Consider the following 18986-nt stretch of genomic DNA (forward strand, 5'->3'; position numbering starts at 1 on the left):
GGGATCGTCTAACTGATCCGAAGCGCATGATTGCGCCGCGCCGTGTAGATCGCCGAAGCGGCGGCGCCAATAGCGCAAGCGAGCATCAAATAAATCAGCGGATAGGCCTGATCCGATTGAGACAGAATGACGCCCGAAAGCGCGGAAAGACTGGCCCCACCCGCCAACATAATCGAGCCACCAAGCCCCGAAGCCGTGCCCGCCAGATCAGGTCGGATGGACATCATCCCAGATGTTGCATTCGGCAGCACCATCCCATTTCCAAGGCCCACAAAGGTCATTGAGCCAAAAAAGACCAGTGCGGTCTTATAGCCTAAGAAAAACATACCCAAGCCCGTGCTGAGACCTGCAACGGTGATCAGTGCGCCCCATAGGATCATGCGGTCAACGCCCACGCGCACTGAGAAGCGCCCCGATATAAAATTACCAAAGAAATAACCCAAAGCGGGCGCGCCAAAAAACAGGCCAAGCAATGCAGGCTCTAGACCGAAGATGCGCGCGCCCACCAAAGGAGCACCGCCCAAATAGGCAAAAAAGGCGCCCGAGGCCAAAGTGCTTGATAGGCTGTAGCCCCAAAAGCGGCGCGAAAGCAGCAAAGTGGGATATTGCGCGAATTGATCCCGCAAGCGCCCCTCCCCCTTGCGCGCGGTCTCGCCCAAATCAGCCCATGCCAAGAGCAAGATCACGAGGCCTGCGCCGAATAAGAGCCAGAAATTGGCCTTCCATCCGAAGGCTTGCCCCAAAGCGCCGCCGATGACAGGGCCAACCATTGGAACAATCGCCATACCCATGGTGACATACCCAATCATCGAGGCCGCTTGATCCCGAGGGTAAAGGTCACGCACTACAGCACGTCCCAACACCAAACCCACAACAACGCTGGCTTGTATCATACGAAACACCAGAAAGGTGATGACATCTGGCGCCCAAAGGCAGCCCAAACTGGCCAAGCAATAGATCGCCACCCCAACAAGCATCACAGGTCTGCGGGCATAGCGATCAGAGAGCGGGCCAACCAACAGCTGCAAGGCCGCGTTCACCCCCAAATAAAGCGCCACAGAAAGCTGAACCACACCGTATTCTGCCCCGAAATACTCGGCCATCTGCGGCAAAGACGGCAGAAATACATTCATCGACAACGCGCCCAAGCCCGTGAGCACGATCAATGTGAAAATGGATGGGGCCGTGCTGCGGTCTAAGAACCGCTGCGGAGGGATGTGAGACATAGCCCATCGCTAAGCCTGTTTGACTAAACTGTCTAGTTCAAAATCTACACATGGCGGCAATGCCTCTGATATTTGCAGATTTGCAAAATTATTAAAAGCAAAGCGAAGTAATTTGCAAATATGCCAGAGAAGACTCGCCCGACCCCATCAGATTGCGTAAGGTCAATGGAATTGTGAGACCGCTCCATGACGCGGCACGAAGGAGGATCGCCTGATGAAGGATATTTTGCAACAGCTTGAGGACCGCCGCGCGGAGGCGCGTTTGGGGGGCGGGCAAAAGCGCATTGATGCCCAGCACAGCAAAGGCAAGCTGACCGCACGCGAACGGATCGAACTGTTGCTCGATGAAGGCTCCTTCGAAGAATATGATATGTTCATCACCCATCGCTGCACCGATTTTGGCATGGCCGAAAGCAAGCCACGCGGCGATGGGGTGATCACAGGATGGGGCACCATCAATGGCCGCTTGGTCTATGTGTTTAGCCAAGACTTCACCGTGCTTGGTGGTTCCGTATCAGAAACCCACGCGCAGAAAATCTGCAAAATTATGGATATGGCCATGCAAAATGGCGCGCCTGTGATTGGCATGAACGACTCGGGCGGTGCGCGCATCCAAGAAGGCGTTGCCTCCTTGGCCGCCTATGGCGAGATTTTTCAGCGCAATATTGAGGCCTCAGGCGTTGTTCCGCAGATCAGCTTGATCATGGGGCCCTGTGCGGGCGGTGCGGTCTATAGCCCCGCGATGACTGATTTTATCTTCATGGTCAAAGACAGCTCTTACATGTTCGTCACAGGGCCAGATGTTGTGAAAACCGTGACCAACGAGGTCGTCACAGCCGAAGAATTGGGTGGCGCCTCGACACATACCAAGAAAAGCTCAGTCGCGGATGCCGCCTTTGAAGATGACGTTCAGGCTATCTCAGAAGTGCGCCGATTGATTGATTTCCTTCCGCTATCCAACCGCGAAAAACCCCCAGTCCGCCCTTTCTACGATACGCCCAATCGGATTGAGGAGAGCCTTGATACGCTCGTCCCCGACAACCCCAACACGCCCTACGATATGAAAGAGCTGATCGAAAAGGTCGCGGATGAGGGCGATTTTTACGAGATCCAAGAAAATTTCGCGAAAAACATTATCACGGGCTTTATCCGCCTTGAGGGGCAGACCGTGGGTGTCGTTGCCAATCAGCCGATGGTTCTGGCGGGTGTTCTTGATATCGACTCGAGCCGCAAAGCCGCCCGCTTCGTACGTTTTTGCGACTGCTTCGAGATCCCGATCCTGACCTTCGTGGATGTTCCAGGCTTCCTGCCAGGCACGAAGCAGGAATATGACGGGGTGATCAAGCACGGCGCAAAGCTGCTCTTTGCTTATGGCGAGGCGACCGTGCCAAAAGTCACTGTCATCACCCGCAAAGCCTATGGCGGGGCCTATGTGGTTATGGCCTCCAAACATCTGCGCGCCGATGTCAATTACGCGTGGCCCACCTCAGAGGTGGCCGTTATGGGCGCGAAAGGTGCCACCGAGATCCTCTATCGTTCCGAATTGGGCGATGCCGCAAAAATCGCGCAGCGCACCAAAGATTATGAGGATCGGTTCGCCAATCCTTTCGTGGCCGCAGAGCGTGGCTTCATTGACGAGGTGATCCAACCGCAATCCACCCGCAAGCGCGTTTGCAAAGCTTTTGCCATGCTTCGCAGCAAAAAGCGCAGCATGCCATGGAAGAAGCACGACAATATCCCGCTCTAGGACAGAACGACCCATCATGGGCATGAAAATCATGTTTAATTTATATTGGGAATTTCCTTTGACTGCGTATATGATGCGCGCAAGCCATGAGTTCATGGCCAAAGCGTTGCGCGAATTCGGAAGCGAATTTGCGCCTATAACAAAGTTGAGGAGAGCAAGATGTCAGCGAGCATCAAAATTATTCTGGTTGCGGCAGGTTTGGCCAGCCTTGCAGGCTGTGCGCAACGCGCGCCTGTGCAAGACGAAGTCATCTATGTCGAGCCTGCACCAATCATGCCAGAGCCTGTTTACAACAAATACCGCTGAACCGCGTTATAATCGGTTTGGGTTCACGATGGCCGCTCCTTACGAGGTGCGGCCATGATCAAGCATCGCGGTTTCCCCTCGCGCCTTCCAGGCACCGATTATCACTTCACCATCCGCCGTGAAAGCCGTGAAGGGGCCACCCCCCTTAAGCGCCGCGAGCGTTTTGCGGATCGCAAAGCCGCAGATCGCCGCGCAGATGCAGCTTTCATGGAGGCGTTGTGGCTCTATTTCGGCGAGGCCCCTTTCGAGCGGGGAAATCTCGATGCAGGTCGCCTGTCATGGCTCTTTGGGCGCGAAATTATCGCCGCCGAAGACCCGTTTGATCCAGAAAGCTATGATGCGCTTTTGCGGATTGATGTGGCCCGCGCGCAGGCCGCCTTCCCTGAAGCCTTTGATGGATCAGGCGTTTGGGAGGGGGGATCGGCATGAATCTGCCCATCTTCGACAGATTTCAGCGAATTGCCGCCGATGCCAAATCTGCGCCCGCTTCCCCGCTTGAAGCACGGCAGCCGCCTGCCCATATGATTGATCACGCAACGGATTTTACCTCCTATTCTAGCCGCTGCAGCGGGGCCCATACGGCCCCAAGATGTTCCATCTATTCCCCTTCGAAAGGGTCGGTGCGCCCCGCGCATCGACCCTCTAGGATTGCATGGATAAAACATGTATTATTTTCGCATAGAGGCAGTCATCGGACAGGAGATCCAATATGCAAAAAACACTCAAACTCTTCGGCATCGTTCTTGTGGGCGCAATGCTTTCGGCTTGCGTCTCCTCAGATATTGAGCGCGCGGGCGTTGGCGCCGCTGCGGGGGCTGGTGCAGCTGTTATCTTGGATGGCGACATTGCCACAGGCGCCATTGTCGGCGCAGCAGGCGGTGCGCTTTGTGACGATGTGGGGCTGTGCCGCCGCTAACCCAGCGCAATACGTAAAAATTCAAATCGCCGCGTGTGGGGAAGCGCCCCGCACGCGGCTTTTTGTTTGAGACAGACGGCCAGCTTGGCCCAAAAGGAAGGAACGTGAACCCATGTTCAAAAAAATTCTGATTGCCAACCGTGGCGAAATCGCCTGTCGCGTCATCAAAACCGCGCGCAAAATGGGCATCGCCACTGTGGCGATCTATTCCGATGCGGATCGCAACGCGCTGCATGTGCAAATGGCAGATGAGGCGGTGCATATCGGCCCCGCCCCCGCCAATGAAAGTTATATCGTCATCGATAAGGTGATGGCAGCCATCAAGGCAACGGGTGCCGAGGCCGTGCATCCCGGCTATGGGTTCTTGTCCGAAAATAAGAAATTCGCCGAAGCCCTTGAGGCTGCAGGCGTGGCCTTTATCGGGCCACCTGCAGGCGCGATTGAGGCCATGGGGGATAAGATCACCTCAAAGAAACTCGCCAAAGAGGCAGGAGTCTCAACTGTTCCGGGCTATATGGGGCTGATTGAAGATGCTGAAGAAGCTGTGAAAATCAGCAATGAGATCGGCTATCCCGTGATGATCAAGGCCTCCGCAGGCGGCGGCGGCAAGGGGATGCGCATTGCATGGAATGATGACGAGGCACGCGAAGGGTTCCAATCCTCCAAGAATGAAGCGGCCAATTCCTTTGGGGATGACCGCATCTTTATCGAGAAATTCGTAACCCAGCCGCGCCATATCGAAATTCAGGTTCTCGCCGATGGTCACGGCAATTGCGTCTATTTAGGCGAGCGCGAATGTTCAATCCAACGCCGCAACCAAAAAGTGATCGAAGAAGCCCCCTCGCCCTTCTTGGATGAGGCCACCCGCAAATCCATGGGCGAGCAGGCCGTGGCCTTGGCCCAAGCAGTGAATTACACCAGCGCAGGCACAGTTGAATTTATTGTCGATGGCAATCGCAATTTCTACTTCCTTGAAATGAACACCCGTTTGCAGGTGGAGCATCCTGTGACCGAGTTGATCACGGGCGTTGATCTGGTCGAGCAGATGATCCGTGTCGCCTATGGCGAGAAACTGCCTTTCTCGCAAAAGGATGTGACGCTGACAGGTTGGGCCATGGAAAGCCGCCTCTATGCAGAAGACCCGTATCGGAACTTCTTGCCTTCAATCGGCCGCCTGTCCCGCTATCGCCCCCCTGTCGAAGTGGCTGCGGGGCCGCTGTTGGAAAGTGGCAAATGGCAGGGCGATGCCCCCAAGGGCGATACGGCGACACGCAACGATACGGGCGTCTACGAAGGCGGCGAAATCAGCATGTATTACGACCCGATGATCGCCAAGCTGTGCACTTGGGCCCCAACGCGGGCAGAGTCCATCGAGGCCATGCGCCACGCCCTAGACGGATTCGAGTTGGAGGGGATTGGCCACAACCTGCCCTTCCTCTCTGCCGTAATGGATCATCCGAAATTCGTGTCAGGTGATATGACCACGGCCTTTATCGCCGAGGAATATCCCGAAGGCTTCGAAGGCGTGACCTTGCCTGAGGATCAAATGCGCCGTGTCGTGGCCGCCGCAACCGCAATGTATCGCGTCAGCGAAATCCGCCGCACCCGCGTGTCGGGTCGGATGGACAATCACGAGCGTGTGGTTGGCAATCACTGGGTTGCGCGCATGGGTGAAACAGAATGGTCTGTGACCATTACGGCAGATCATGACGGGGCCACAATTCGCTTTGATGATGGTCAAGACATACGAGTGACATCGGATTGGCGGCCTGGAACGATGTTGGCAAAACTGACTGTTGATGGCAGCCCATTGACTGTGAAAGTGTCAAAAATTCCGCAGGGCTTCCGCGTGCGCACGCGCGGCGCGGATTTCAAACTGTTCATTCGCAGCCCGCGCCAAGCCGAGCTTGCGCGCCTGATGCCTGAAAAGCTGCCCCCAGATACTTCGCGCCTTCTGCTTTGCCCAATGCCAGGATTGATGGTGAAACTCAGCGTTGAGGAAGGCCAAGAAGTGCAAGAGGGTCAGGCCCTTTGCACAGTTGAGGCCATGAAGATGGAAAACATCCTCCGCGCTGAGCGCAAGGGTGTTGTGGCCAAGATCAACGCCGCAGCAGGCGACAGCCTTGCGGTCGATGATGTGATAATGGAGTTCGTATAAATGACCCTTGCCGCCCAAAGCCTAGCGGTTGCGCAACTCGTCCTGACGCAGGGCGAAATTGTCAATCGCGCGGGTCAGTTCGCGCACATCGCGCGGGCTGGGGCGGCGCAGGCCGACACGGCCATCTTTCTGCAAAATCACGACTGCAAAACCACGCGGGCGCAAGGTGCTGCGAATGTCACTTTGGCCATCGGGGTCAGTGTCGATGATCACGACAACATCGCGCTCCAACAACGGGGCGGGGCGCGCCGCAAGCCGCGCCATTTGTTCCGCAAACCGCGGATCGGCCTCGGTGTCGGCGAAAACAATCAGCGGTCGCGCCGTCCACAGATAGTCATCCAGACTGACATCTTCGGCCCGCAAAATCGGCAACTCCCCCCCCTCATCGGCCCATGCGCCATTGGGGGCGAGTGCCATCCAGACTGTAATCACAAAGGAAAGAACCCGTTTCATCACGCCTCCTGCTGATGAAAGACATATAGGGCCTAAGCCACGAAACCAAAGGCCGAAGCTACGAGAAACTGCGCCAAACAAGCATTTCCGCCACAAGGATTTGCGCCGCAGATGAAGGACAGAGGAAGACGGATATGACTGTGACCAAAAAAGACTGGCAAGAGCTCGCCTCGAAAGAATTGCGCGACAAGCCGCTTGAGAGTTTGAACAAGGAAACGCTTGAGGGGATCACTGTCCAACCGCTTTACACCCAAGAGGACATCCAAGACTTGCCCCATATGGGGAATTTACCCGGATTTGCGCCCTTCACGCGGGGGGTAAAGGCCACGATGTATGCGGGCCGCCCTTGGACGATCCGCCAATATGCGGGTTTCTCAACTGCCGAAGAGTCAAACGCCTTCTATCGCAAGAACCTTGCAGCGGGGCAGCAGGGCGTCTCGGTCGCCTTCGACCTCGCCACCCATCGCGGCTATGACAGCGACCACCCCCGTGTCGAGGGGGATGTCGGCAAAGCAGGCGTGGCCATCGACAGCGTTGAAGATATGAAAATCCTCTTTGATGGCATCCCGCTCGATCAAGTGTCGGTGTCGATGACGATGAACGGGGCCGTTATCCCCATCTTGGCCAATTTCATCGTAGCAGGCGAGGAGCAAGGCGTGTCCCGAGCCGCCCTGTCTGGCACGATCCAGAATGACATCCTCAAAGAATTCATGGTGCGTAACACCTATGTATATCCACCAGAGCCCTCGATGCGGATAGTGGCGGATATCATCGAATATACCTCCAATGAGATGCCAAAATTCAATTCGATCTCAATCTCAGGCTATCACATGCAAGAGGCAGGCGCCAATTTGGTGCAGGAATTGGCCTATACTTTGGCCGATGGCCGCGAATATGTGCGCGCTGCGATTGCGCGCGGCATGAATGTCGACAAATTCGCGGGCCGTCTCAGCTTTTTCTTTGCCATTGGCATGGATTTCTTCATGGAAATCGCCAAGCTACGTGCCGCGCGCCTGCTCTGGTCGCGGATCATGGACGAGTTTGACCCCAAAGATCCCCGCTCGAAAATGCTGCGCACCCATTGCCAGACTTCAGGCGTAAGCCTGCAAGAGCAAGACCCCTATAACAACGTGATCCGCACGGCCTATGAGGCCATGTCAGCGGTCTTGGGCGGGACGCAAAGCCTTCATACCAATGCGCTTGATGAAGCGATTGCGCTGCCCACCGAATTCTCGGCGCGTATCGCGCGCAACACGCAATTGGTGCTGCAAGAAGAAACACGCGTGACCGATGTGGTCGACCCGCTTGCTGGGTCTTACTATGTCGAAAAGCTCACCCATGACCTCGCCGAAGCTGCTTGGAAACTGATTGAGGAAGTTGAAGATATGGGCGGCATGACCAAAGCTGTGGCTTCGGGTCTGCCGAAATTGCGGATCGAGGAATCCGCCGCCAAACGCCAAGCCATGATTGATCGTGGCCAAGAGGTGATCGTTGGCGTCAACAAATATCGCAAAGAAAAAGAAGACCAGATCGACATTCTCGAAGTCGATAATGACAAGGTGCGCGCGTCACAAATCGCGCGGCTTGAGCATATCCGCGCCACCCGAGATGGGGCGGCGGTTGAGGCGGCTTTGGCCGAATTGACCCGCCGCGCAGCAGAGGGCGGCAACCTTCTCGAAGCGGCCGTTGATGCGGCACGCGCAAGGGCCAGCGTAGGAGAGATCAGCATGGCGATGGAGAAAACATTCGGGCGTCACCGCGCCGAGGTCAAAACTCTCGCAGGGGTCTATGGCGCGGCCTATGAAGGCGATGCGGGCTTTGCACAAATTCAAAAAGATGTCGAAACTTTCGCAGAGGAAGAAGGCCGCCGCCCCCGCATGTTGGTGGTCAAAATGGGCCAAGACGGCCATGATCGTGGCGCCAAGGTGATCGCCACGGCCTTTGCTGATATAGGCTTTGATGTGGATGTCGGCCCCTTGTTCCAAACGCCCGATGAGGCGGCCCAAGATGCCATCGACAATGACGTCCATGTGGTGGGCATTTCCAGTCAGGCGGCAGGTCACAAGACCCTAGCACCCAAATTGATCGCCGCACTTAAGGCGCAAGGTGCCGAGGAAATCATCGTCATTTGCGGCGGCGTGATCCCGCAGCAAGATTACGACTTCCTCAAGGCTGCAGGGGTCAAGGCAATCTTTGGGCCTGGCACGAACATCCCCGCCGCAGCCGCCGATATTCTGCGCCTTATTCGCGAGGCACGGGGATAGTTTTGCAGCGCGCCTTTGGCGAAACCCCTTGAACCACAGGCAGCAATGCCGCAGATGTGAGGAAAGGGAAGTCTGGTTCAAAGGCGCGCGCAATCAATGGCATTGCCAATCAAACAACAAGCAGCGATTTGGGGTGGCATTATTGCCGTCTTTTTGGCGCTGTTATGGTTCTTGGGTGATGTCATTCTGCCCTTTTTGACAGGGGGGGCGATTGCCTATTTTCTTGATCCTCTCGCAGATCGGCTTGAGAAATGGGGGCTTGGTCGTGCGGCGGCTACAACCGTGATCTCCTTGGTTGCGCTTTTGGTGGTCGTGGCAGGTATTTTTGTGATCGTTCCACTTTTGGTGGCGCAAGCCACGGCGTTAATCCAATCCGCACCGCAAATATTCAGCGAATTGCAGGCCTTTTTGACCCAACAGTTTCCGTCATTGATGGATGATGGATCGCCTTTGCGCCAATCCTTGGTCTCGGTCGGCCAGACCATTCAGGCGCGCGGGGGCGAATTGCTCAATACGGCTCTCAGTTCAGCAATCAACGTAGTAAACGCGATCGTGTTTATGGTCGTTGTGCCTGTTGTCGCCTTTTACATGTTGCTCGATTGGGATCATATGGTGGCCCGTATCGATGAATTGCTGCCCCGCGACCATCGCCCCGTGATCCGTCAAATCGCCGCTGATGTGGATCGCACTTTGGCAGGGTTTGTGCGGGGGCAAGGCACAGTGTGTCTCATCTTGGGCACATTTTATGCCATCGCGCTCATGGTCGTTGGCTTGCAATTTGGGCTTGTGGTGGGTTTGATTGCAGGGCTTTTGACCTTTATCCCCTATGTTGGCGCTTTGGTGGGGGGGCTTTTATCCATAGGGCTTGCCCTTTTCCAATTCTGGGGAGATTGGTGGAGCATCGCAGCCATCGCAATCATCTTTCAGGTCGGACAGATGCTTGAGGGCAATGTATTGACCCCGAAACTGGTCGGCTCCTCCGTTGGGTTGCATCCCGTTTGGCTGATCTTCGCGCTCTCGGCCTTTGGGGCGGTGTTTGGCTTTGTCGGGCTTCTGGTTGCTGTGCCTGTGGCCGCAGTGATCGGCGTTTTGGTGCGCTTTGCCATAACCCGCTATCAGGCAAGCCTGCTCTATCGCGGGCTTGAACCCCCTCAGGACGACTGACATGGCCAAACAGATGCAATTTGATCTGCCCTATCGCGCAGCTATGGGGCGGCAAGATTTCTTTCTTTCCCCCTGCAACGCGGTTGCGGTCGCGGGCATTGACGCGTGGCACCATTGGCCCTTGTCAAAAATGATCTTGATCGGGCCTGAAGGCGCGGGAAAAACCCACCTCGCCCATGTGTTTGCGGCACAATCAGGGGCGCTGATCCACAACGCAACGGGGCTGCAAGAGGCAGACATCCCAAAACTCATGCAAGCCTGTGCTTTGGTGATTGAAGATTGCGACCAAATCGCAGGCGATGCTGCGCGTGAGGAAATGCTGTTTCACCTGCACAACGATGCAGCCACCCGTCAAGCGCCACTCTTGCTGACCGCTCGCGACAAGCCAGAGGCCTGGGGCATCGCCCTGCCCGATCTTGACAGCCGCTTGCGTCAGGCCGATCTGCTGCGCCTTGAGGCCCCAGATGATGCGGCCTTAATGGCGGTCACGATGAAACTGGCCCATGACCGCGGCATCAGCCTGCCTGCATCAGTCCTACATTACGCGCTGCCCCGCATTGAGCGCAGTTTCAAAGCCGTGATCGATTTTGTGATAGAACTTGATCAACAAGCCCTTTCTGAAGGAAAATCCCCAAGCCTTTCGCATGCCCGTGCAATCCTTGGGATGGAGGGGTGAGCCAATGTTGACTGTCATTGAATTGTGATAGAGAGCCAGTAAAGACGCAGGCATGACACATTTTACAGATTTCCTGAATGCCCCCATGCCTGATCCCGTGACCCTTCCTGAGCGGGAGATCACGGGGCCTAGCCGTTATTTCAACCGCGAATTGAGTTGGTTGGCCTTTAATTGGCGCGTTTTGGATGAGGCGGAAAATCCGCGTGTTCCCCTGCTTGAGCGGGTGCGCTTTGTGTCAATCTCGGCAAGCAATCTGGACGAGTTCTACACTGTGCGCGTGGCAGGTTTGCGCGAATTGGCCCATAGTGGCAACACAACCCCATCTGACGATGGGCGCACTGCGATTGAACAGCTCAAGCTCATCAACGCAGATGCGCGCAAATTGATGACCTATCAACAACAGGTGTGGCGCAAGCTGAAATCCGAATTAGAGGCCGAAAAGATCACGGTCTGCACCCGCGCCAATCTCAAGGCGCGCGACAAGGCAGATCTTGAAGAGATTTTCATCCGCCGCGTCTTTCCAATCTTGTCGCCCTTGGCGATTGACCCCGCGCATCCGTTTCCCTTCATCCCAAACGAGGGGTTTGCCCTCGCCCTCCAGATGAAGCGTAGCAAAGATGGGCGGATGTTATCGGCGCTGCTGCCAATCCCTGCGCAAATTGATCGCTTCATTCGACTGCCCGCCGCAGAAGGCCAAGCGCGGTTCTTGCCCCTTGAAGAGCTGCTGCTGCTGCATCTTGGCAAATTATTTCCTGGCTATGAGTTGACAGGTTCCTGCACCTTCCGCGTCCTGCGCGACAGCGATTTGGAGGTTGAGGAAGAAGCCGAAGATTTGGTGCGTGAATTTGAAACCGCCCTCAAACGCCGCCGCCGTGGCGAAGTGGTGCGCCTTCAAATCAGCGCGGGCGCGCCCGAAGATCTGCGCGATGAGATCATCGACCAATTGGGCGTGGATGACACTGAGATTGTCGAAGTGCGCGGCATGATTGGCCTTGTGCATCTCAAGGAGTTGGTGATTGACGAGCGGCCCGATTTGCTGTGGCCCGCCTTTGCCCCGCGCGTGCCAGAACGGGTGCAGGATTTTGAAGGCGATATGTTCGCCGCAATCCGCCAAAAAGATATGCTTTTGCATCATCCCTATGAAACCTTTGACATGGTGATCCGCTTCCTCGCACAGGCCGCGCGCGACCCGAATGTTGTGGCGATCAAACAGACGCTGTATCGCACCTCAAATGAAAGCCCGATTGTGGCGGCCCTGTGTGAAGCGGCGGAAAACGGCAAGTCAGTTACGGCCCTTGTGGAGTTGAAAGCCCGTTTTGACGAGGCCGCCAATATTCGGCAGTCACGCAAACTCGAGCGCGCAGGCGCCCATGTGATCTATGGCTTCATCAACTATAAAACCCATGCCAAGATCAGCTCGGTTGTGCGCCGTGAGGGTGACCGATTGGTGACCTATACCCATTATGGGACAGGCAATTATCACCCGATCACGGCGCGAATTTACACTGACCTTAGCCTCTTTACCTGTGACGATTCTTTGGGGCGCGATGCGGTCAAAGTGTTTAATTATGTAGGCGGCTATGCCGAACCTGAGGGGCTGGAAAACCTGTCCATCTCGCCCATCAACCTAAAATCGCGCATCTTAGAGGAAATCGATGCCGAGATTGCCCATGCAAAAGCGGGTCGCCCTGCGATGATGTGGGCCAAGATGAACAGTCTCATCGATCCCGATGTGATTGACGCGCTCTATCGCGCATCTCAGGCTGGGGTGCGAATTGATCTGGTGCTGCGCGGCATTTGCGGCTTGCGTCCCAATATCAAAGGGCTGTCTGAAAATATCCGCGTCAAATCTATCGTGGGCCGCTTTCTCGAACATTCCCGTATCGTTTGCTTTGGAAATGGGGCGGGGCTGCCTTCGAAAAAGGCGCGGGTCTATATTTCTTCAGCTGACTGGATGGGCCGCAATCTCGGTCGCCGCGTAGAGACTTTGGTCGAATGTAAAAACCCGACTGTAAAGGCGCAGATTGTCAGCCAAATTATGGCGGCGAATATGGCAGATGTCGCGCAATCTTGGATGTTGCAGCCTGATGGAAGTTTCCTGCGCCCTGACCTCAGCGTGATTGACCAACCCTTCAACTGTCACCGCTTTTTTATGGAAAACCCATCCCTTTCAGGGCGGGGGTCTGCGGGGGCAAATGATGTGCCCGAATTGACCCATACAGAAGATTGACGCAAGACCACGCTTTGTGAAACAACCAATTCCATGAGTATCGTGGCGCCCGCTGAGAAATCCGAATTGGTGGTTGAGGATCATCCTGAATGGGGGCCTTTCGGCGCGCCCCTTTTTGATGCCGATCATGCCCGTTCGCTCTCTCGGGTGGGGGTTATCGACATCGGCTCAAACTCTGTGCGGATGGTAGTGTTTGATGGGGCCGCCCGCAGCCCTGCCTATTTCTACAATGAAAAAATTCTCTGTGGTTTAGGGGAAGGCTTTGCAGAAACGGGGCGCTTAAACCCAGAAGGCCGCCAGCGCGCCCTTGTCGCGCTGCGCCGCTTTGCCACGCTGTGCAAGGGCATGGGGGTGGCACCTCTTTTGACTGTGGCCACTGCGGCGGTGCGCGATGCTCAAGATGGCGCGGACTTCCGCAAAGATGTGCTTGATCAAACAGGCCTCGCGATCCGCATCGTAACAGGCGAAGAGGAGGCCCGTCTTTCTGCGCAGGGCGTTCTCTTGGGGTGGCCCGGAGCCTATGGGTTGATCTGCGATATTGGTGGCTCATCAATGGAATTGGCCGCCCTTGAAGGCGGCGGCAGCATCGGGCGGCGCAGATCGGTGGATCTTGGGCCGCTGAAGCTGATGGGGATCACAGGCGGCAAACGCGCAATCAAGGCGCATATCAAAGCACGCATTGCGGAGCTCAAGGCTGAATTTCCCGAAGATCACCAAAGGCTGTTCTTAGTCGGCGGATCATGGCGCGCTATCGCGCGGATCGATATGGAGCGGCGCGGCTACCCGCTTAAGGTTTTGCATGAATATCGCATGACGCCAAAGGCCATTCTTGAAACGATTAAATATATTGCCAAGACCGATATCGAGACGCTGCGCGCACAGACAGGCACCAGTCTTGAACGTCTGCGCCTTGTGCCCCTTGCGGCGATCGTGCTGAAGGAATTGCTGCGGCAGTTGAAACCACGCGATGTGGCCATCTCAAGCTATGGTATCCGCGAAGGTCTGCTCTATGAACAAATGTCCGAAGAGCTGCGCCAACGCGACCCGCTGATCGAGGCCGCCCGCCACGCCGAGGCCATGTCAGCCCGCATTCCAGGGTTTGGGCGCAAACTCTATCATTTTGTTGAGCCGCTTTTTCCACGGGCAAAGCCCGCAAAAAAGCGACTGATCCGTGCGGCATGCTTGCTGCATGATGTCTCATGGCGCGCGCATCCCGACTATCGGGCCGAGACATGTTTTGACAATGCAACGCGCGCCAATTTGGGCGGGCTCGCCCATTGGGAACGCGTCTATTTGGGTCTTGCCCTGTTGCATCGGTATAAATCGAACCGCGAGGCGACACATTTTGACACCAATCTCTTGACCCTCTTGCCCGAGACCGAGGTGCAAGAGGCCGAGATTTTGGGGCGCGCCATGCGCTTTGGAGCGATGCTGACCTTGGAAAAACCGCTGGATCATTGCTATCTCGAAGTGAACAGGCGGCGCAAAAAATTGATCCTACATTTGCTCAGCGATGCGGCGGATGACCTGTTTGGCGAAGTCGCCCAAGCACGTTTCGGGGCTTTAGCCTTGTCTATGGGTCTTACGCCCGCCGTCACCGATGAGCGCAACAGCCGATGATCCGCGCCAAACCCCGTTTGGCCGTGCGCGGCCTGTTGGTGGTGGCAGATAAGCTGTTGCTTGTGAATGCCTATAAGGGGCGTGAAGGGGCGCTGTATTGCGCCCCAGGCGGTGGGGTTGAGGCAGGCCAATCCCTGCCCGAAAACCTGCAGCGCGAGTTTCACGAAGAAACGGGGCTGACAGTTGAGGTAGGGGCACCCTGCTTGGTCAACGAGTTCCACGACCCTCACGGCACATTTCATCAGGTCGATATTTATTTTCATGTGACCCATATCGCAGGCAATCTTACGGGAGAGTGGCGCGATCCAGAGGGTGTGGTGAGCGAAAGGCGCTGGGTGACGCGTGCAGAGCTTGCGACCCTAAGGGTGAAACCTGATAGTCTTGCACGCGTTGCATGGGATGGCGAGATCATGATCTATGACGCGCTAGAGCCAATTCTGCGCTAAGGCGCTTTATGCGCGCCCGTCAGACCATAGGCCACGCCACCAATGACCACGAGGCTTGCAGCGATCAAATGCAGCGTCAAAACCTCGTCCAACAGCAGCACACCGCCCAAAATTGCCAAAGGCGGCACACTGAGCTGCGCAAGCCCTGCGCGGGCGGCACCCAGATGCGGCAAGATCGTATACCACAGCGCATAACCCATTCCCGAAGTCACCGCACCTGACAGGATCGCCAAACCCCGCCCCGTTGCATCGGCAGTCTGACCTTCGGGAAGGGGAAACAAGAACAGGGCCAAGGCGCAAAGGCCAAAGGCAATCCAAAAATTCACGGCTGTTTCAGGGATCGGGTCGCGGGCCTTTCGCCCCAAAAGCGAATAGCCCCCCCATCCTAACCCTGCGACCGCAATTGCAGTGACCGCATCTAGCGGCAAAGTGATCTGCCCTTCTGGCAGAAGCAGCCAAACCAACCCTGCAAGCGCGACAGCCGCGCCCCCCAAGCGGCGGGGTGACACCCCCTCCCCCAAAAGGAGCGATCCTGAAAACATGGTCAATTGCACCGCGCCGAAGAGCAGCAAAGTGCCCAAGCCTGCATCCAATTTCAAATAGGCCAATGAAAAGCCCAACATATAGGTCGCAAGGCAAAACCCGCCCGCAAGGCGCATCTTGGGATTGGCGCGCGCAATCGTCAGAAACGTCCGCCCGCGTAAAATCACACTCAGGCCAAGCAGCGTCACAGCGCCCGCAGCCACACGCCAAATTGCGAAATCCCCAACGCTGATATGCCCCCCCGCCACGGCCATACGGTTCAGCACCGAATTGGCAGCAAAGGCAATCAAGGTCAGAAGGGCCGCGAAGATCAACCGCGTCATGACAACAGCCTTTGCACAATATCCCCGCGCGCATAGGCAATCTGCCCGCCCGCGATTGTGGCAGCCACCGCATGGCTTTTGGCATCTAGGATGACAAAATCGGCGCGCTTGCCCGTGGCAATCACACCACGATCCTCCAAACCCAAAAGCCGCGCGGGGCCAGAGGACACGAGCGCCCAAGCCTCTGTCAAACCCATTCCCCCTTGCCACAAAGTCAGCGCGGCGCGCAGCAAAGCAGGGTAGTGGTAATCTGACGCCAACGCATCGACCAAACCCGCTTCGACCAAAAGCCGCGCAGAGACCTTGCCCGCATGCGACCCGCCACGCAGAACATTGGGCGCCCCCATCACCACGCCATGGCCTTCTGCGCGCGCGGCCTCTGCGGCTTCGACTGTTTCAGGAAATTCCGCCAAGCTGACGCCAATCTCCGAGAATTGCGCATGTGCGGCGGGGGTTGCGTCATCATGGCTGCCCATCACCACCCCAAGTTCAGAAAGCTGTCCCGCCAGATCACGCAAGGCAGGCATCACTTCGGGCTTTCGGTCATGGAGGCTGTGCAGAAACGCGAGATGTGCCTCAGGCGAGCGGCCCGCCTTAAGCGCCTGCCCCGTCAAACGTGGCGGGCGTTTTCCCGCCGCTAAAGCCTCATGCGGCAGATGATCATTAAACACCACGCACGCGATTTGGTGATCGCGCACCAAGTCTAAAATCGCGGCGAAATGGTCGACCATATTCATCTCAACGCGCAATTGCAGACGCAAATCACAGATCAAGCCCTGCGCATCTTGCAAGGCGCGGGCCATGGCGGCGGCGAAATCGGGGCCGCGCATCCCCCCCTCCCAAGAGTAGAATTGTGCAAGCATAGCTGTCGTTATCCCATTGGCCGCCAACTCCGCTTCGATGGGACGTATCCCCTCGCGCGGGTCAACAACGGCCCCACGGCGGGGCGCAACATGGCGTTCGAACCCATCGCCATGGAAATCGACCAATCCCGGCAAGATGATATAGCCAGATAGATCAATACAGCGCGGGCCTTGATCTTGGGTGATAACCCCCTCCGCTATGCTCACAGGGCGCGGCGCAAGCCCCTCAGGGCCCAAGACCTCAGCCCCCATTAGCGTTAGGTTCAGACCCAGCATGCGCCCTATTCCGCAGATGGATCGCGCCAGCGATTGACGATTGGATAGCGCCGATCCAACCAGAATGCGCGGGACGTCAGCCGCGCCCCCGGTGCGGATTGAAAGCGCTTATATTCCGAAATGTAGATCAGATGCTCAACCCGCTTGACTGTCGCGGCATCAAACCCTTGTGCAACCAAATCTGCAACGCTTGCCTCATGATCTATCAGCCCCTCAAGGATGGCATCCAAAACCTCATATGTCGGCAGGCTATCCTCGTCTTTTTGATCATCGCGCAATTCCGCCGATGGCGGCTTTTCAATCACTGACACAGGCATCACAGGCCCGTCTGGCCCTTTCATCCAAGCGCGGTGGTTGGCATTGCGCCAATGGCATGTTGCAAAGACGCGCGTTTTGTAAAGGTCTTTGATCGGGTTATAGCCCCCCGCCATATCGCCATAGATGGTGGCATAACCTACCGCGACCTCGGATTTATTGCCTGTGGTCAACAACATTTCGCCGAATTTATTCGACAACGCCATCAGAAGAACCCCGCGCAAACGGGATTGGATGTTTTCCTCGGTCAAATCTCGATCGCGGCCTGCAAAGAGCGGGGCAAGCGTGGCCTCAACCGCCTCTTTCGGGGCCTCAATCGGCAAACTGTCAAGCCTGACCCCAAGCATCTGGGCCACATCGCGGGCATCATCAAGCGAAGCCTGCGAGGTATAGCGCGAAGGCAGCATCACGCAATGCACGTTTTCAGGGCCAATGGCATCGGCGGCAATGGCCGCAACCAAGGCCGAATCCACCCCACCCGACAGGCCCAAAACCGCGCGAGAAAACCCTGCCTTGGCCATGTAATCACGCAGACCCAAAACCATCGCGTGATAATCCGCCTCGATGTCATCGGGCAGGCGCGTCAGGTCAGTCTTGTCAATCTGCCAGCCCTCAGCCCCCTCTTGAAGTGTCAGATGGGTCAGTCCTTCTTCAAAGGCGGGCATCTGCGCCACCAAGGCCCCGCCTTGGTTCAAGGCGAAACTGGCCCCATCAAAAATCTGATCATCTTGCCCACCGACAAGGTTCAGATAGATCAATGGCAGGCCCGTCTCGATCACGCGCGCGACCATATGGGTCTGCCGCAATCCCATCTTGCCGCGATGATAGGGCGAGCCATTGGTGACAAGCAAAACCTCTGATCCCGCTTCGGCGAGCGTCTCGGTAATGTCCTCATGCCACGCATCTTCACAAATCGGGATGCCGATCCGCACAGGGCCAATGCGCACGGGGCCAGACGGATTGCCTGACTTGAAATACCGCTTTTCGTCAAAAACGCTGTCATTAGGCAAATGATGTTTATTGATCCGCGCAATCTGCACGCCGCCTTGCAAAATGACATAGGCATTGTTGATACCCCCGCCTTCGGCAGGCAAAGGCACGCCAATCCCACAGGCAGGGCCATCCTTGGTGGCCTCTGCCAAATCTTCTAAGGCCTGCACGACTGAGGCCAAAAAAGCGGGCCGCGTGACAAGGTCTTGCAGCTGATAGCCCGTCAGCGCCATTTCGGGGAACACCACCAAATCAGCCCCCGCATCCCGCGCTTCGGCCCAATAAGCCAAGACCTTTTGTGCATTGCCTGCGAGATCACCGACTGTGGGGTTAATCTGCGCAACACTCAAACAAAACCGAGACGCCATTTAGCTGTGCCTTCCCTACTCACTCACCCGAGGTTCTAGCAGATCAAACCCGCAGGCCAAGGCCATTGCGCATATTGATCGCACCCAAAGGCGCAAAAGACG

At 56.5% G+C, this 18986-nt stretch carries 16 protein-coding genes; 11 read left to right on the plus strand and 5 right to left on the minus strand.

What is annotated here, in order from left to right; genetic code table 11:
- Positions 1–8: 8 nt before the first annotated feature.
- Positions 9–1226: a multidrug effflux MFS transporter gene (locus tag RYZ18_RS08630; protein ID WP_317656228.1), complete on the minus strand. Its 1218-nt coding sequence runs from the start codon at positions 1224–1226 to the stop codon at positions 9–11.
- A 214-nt stretch (positions 1227–1440) separates the two neighbouring features.
- On the opposite strand from RYZ18_RS08630, the gene RYZ18_RS08635 reads away from it, so the two are divergent.
- The 5 genes from RYZ18_RS08635 (at position 1441) to RYZ18_RS08655 (ending at position 6353) form a co-directional block, all read left to right on the plus strand.
- Positions 1441–2973 (plus strand): acyl-CoA carboxylase subunit beta, encoded by a 1533-nt coding sequence (locus RYZ18_RS08635; protein WP_317656229.1) that lies wholly within the window; start codon positions 1441–1443, stop codon positions 2971–2973.
- Positions 2974–3132: 159 nt separating this feature from the next.
- Positions 3133–3279, plus strand: coding sequence for a hypothetical protein (locus RYZ18_RS08640; protein ID WP_317656231.1), 147 nt, complete (start codon positions 3133–3135; stop codon positions 3277–3279).
- A 54-nt stretch (positions 3280–3333) separates the two neighbouring features.
- Complete coding sequence (locus RYZ18_RS08645) at positions 3334–3708, plus strand: hypothetical protein (protein ID WP_317656232.1); 375 nt, start codon at positions 3334–3336, stop codon at positions 3706–3708.
- Positions 3709–3988: 280 nt separating this feature from the next.
- A complete protein-coding gene (locus RYZ18_RS08650; protein ID WP_317656234.1) occupies positions 3989–4195 on the plus strand; it encodes a hypothetical protein in 207 nt (68 codons plus the stop codon).
- Positions 4196–4307: 112 nt separating this feature from the next.
- A complete protein-coding gene (locus tag RYZ18_RS08655; RefSeq protein ID WP_317656236.1) occupies positions 4308–6353 on the plus strand; it encodes an acetyl/propionyl/methylcrotonyl-CoA carboxylase subunit alpha in 2046 nt (681 codons plus the stop codon).
- A 21-nt stretch (positions 6354–6374) separates the two neighbouring features.
- Here RYZ18_RS08655 and RYZ18_RS08660 read toward each other — a convergent pair whose 3' ends face one another.
- Positions 6375–6806 (minus strand): DUF4174 domain-containing protein, encoded by a 432-nt coding sequence (locus tag RYZ18_RS08660; protein ID WP_317656237.1) that lies wholly within the window; start codon positions 6804–6806, stop codon positions 6375–6377.
- Between the two features lie 134 nt (positions 6807–6940).
- On the opposite strand from RYZ18_RS08660, the gene scpA reads away from it, so the two are divergent.
- From scpA to RYZ18_RS08690, 6 genes are all read left to right on the plus strand, one after another.
- A complete protein-coding gene (gene scpA, locus RYZ18_RS08665) occupies positions 6941–9070 on the plus strand; it encodes a methylmalonyl-CoA mutase (protein WP_317656238.1) in 2130 nt (709 codons plus the stop codon).
- Between the two features lie 96 nt (positions 9071–9166).
- Complete coding sequence (locus tag RYZ18_RS08670) at positions 9167–10234, plus strand: AI-2E family transporter (protein WP_317656239.1); 1068 nt, start codon at positions 9167–9169, stop codon at positions 10232–10234.
- Position 10235: 1 nt separating this feature from the next.
- The gene (locus RYZ18_RS08675) at positions 10236–10910 is read left to right on the plus strand and encodes a DnaA ATPase domain-containing protein (protein WP_317656240.1); all 675 of its coding nucleotides are present in this window, start codon (positions 10236–10238) and stop codon (positions 10908–10910) included.
- A 52-nt stretch (positions 10911–10962) separates the two neighbouring features.
- Positions 10963–13140: an RNA degradosome polyphosphate kinase gene (locus tag RYZ18_RS08680; protein WP_317656242.1), complete on the plus strand. Its 2178-nt coding sequence runs from the start codon at positions 10963–10965 to the stop codon at positions 13138–13140.
- A gap of 33 nt (positions 13141–13173) precedes the next feature.
- The gene (locus RYZ18_RS08685; RefSeq protein WP_317656244.1) at positions 13174–14760 is read left to right on the plus strand and encodes a Ppx/GppA family phosphatase; all 1587 of its coding nucleotides are present in this window, start codon (positions 13174–13176) and stop codon (positions 14758–14760) included.
- Positions 14757–15206 (plus strand): NUDIX domain-containing protein, encoded by a 450-nt coding sequence (locus RYZ18_RS08690; RefSeq protein WP_317656246.1) that lies wholly within the window; start codon positions 14757–14759, stop codon positions 15204–15206. Before RYZ18_RS08685 ends, RYZ18_RS08690 begins: the two co-directional genes overlap by 4 nt.
- Here the strand turns inward: RYZ18_RS08690 and RYZ18_RS08695 are convergent.
- From RYZ18_RS08695 to RYZ18_RS08705, 3 genes are read right to left on the minus strand one after another with little or no spacing between them, the layout of a single operon-like run.
- Positions 15203–16072, minus strand: coding sequence for a DMT family transporter (locus tag RYZ18_RS08695; RefSeq protein ID WP_317656248.1), 870 nt, complete (start codon positions 16070–16072; stop codon positions 15203–15205). The two genes, RYZ18_RS08690 and RYZ18_RS08695, sit on opposite strands and share 4 nt — an antisense overlap.
- On the minus strand, positions 16069–17211 hold the full coding sequence (locus RYZ18_RS08700) for an alpha-D-ribose 1-methylphosphonate 5-triphosphate diphosphatase (protein WP_317656249.1): 1143 nt from the start codon (positions 17209–17211) through the stop codon (positions 16069–16071). The genes RYZ18_RS08695 and RYZ18_RS08700 overlap by 4 nt, the downstream gene beginning before the upstream one ends.
- A gap of 5 nt (positions 17212–17216) precedes the next feature.
- A complete protein-coding gene (locus RYZ18_RS08705) occupies positions 17217–18884 on the minus strand; it encodes an NAD+ synthase (protein ID WP_317656250.1) in 1668 nt (555 codons plus the stop codon).
- Positions 18885–18986 lie beyond the last annotated feature (102 nt).

Origin of the sequence: Roseovarius sp. 10, from assembly GCF_033100315.1 — a bacterium.
In the GTDB taxonomy this organism is placed as follows: domain Bacteria; phylum Pseudomonadota; class Alphaproteobacteria; order Rhodobacterales; family Rhodobacteraceae; genus M30B80.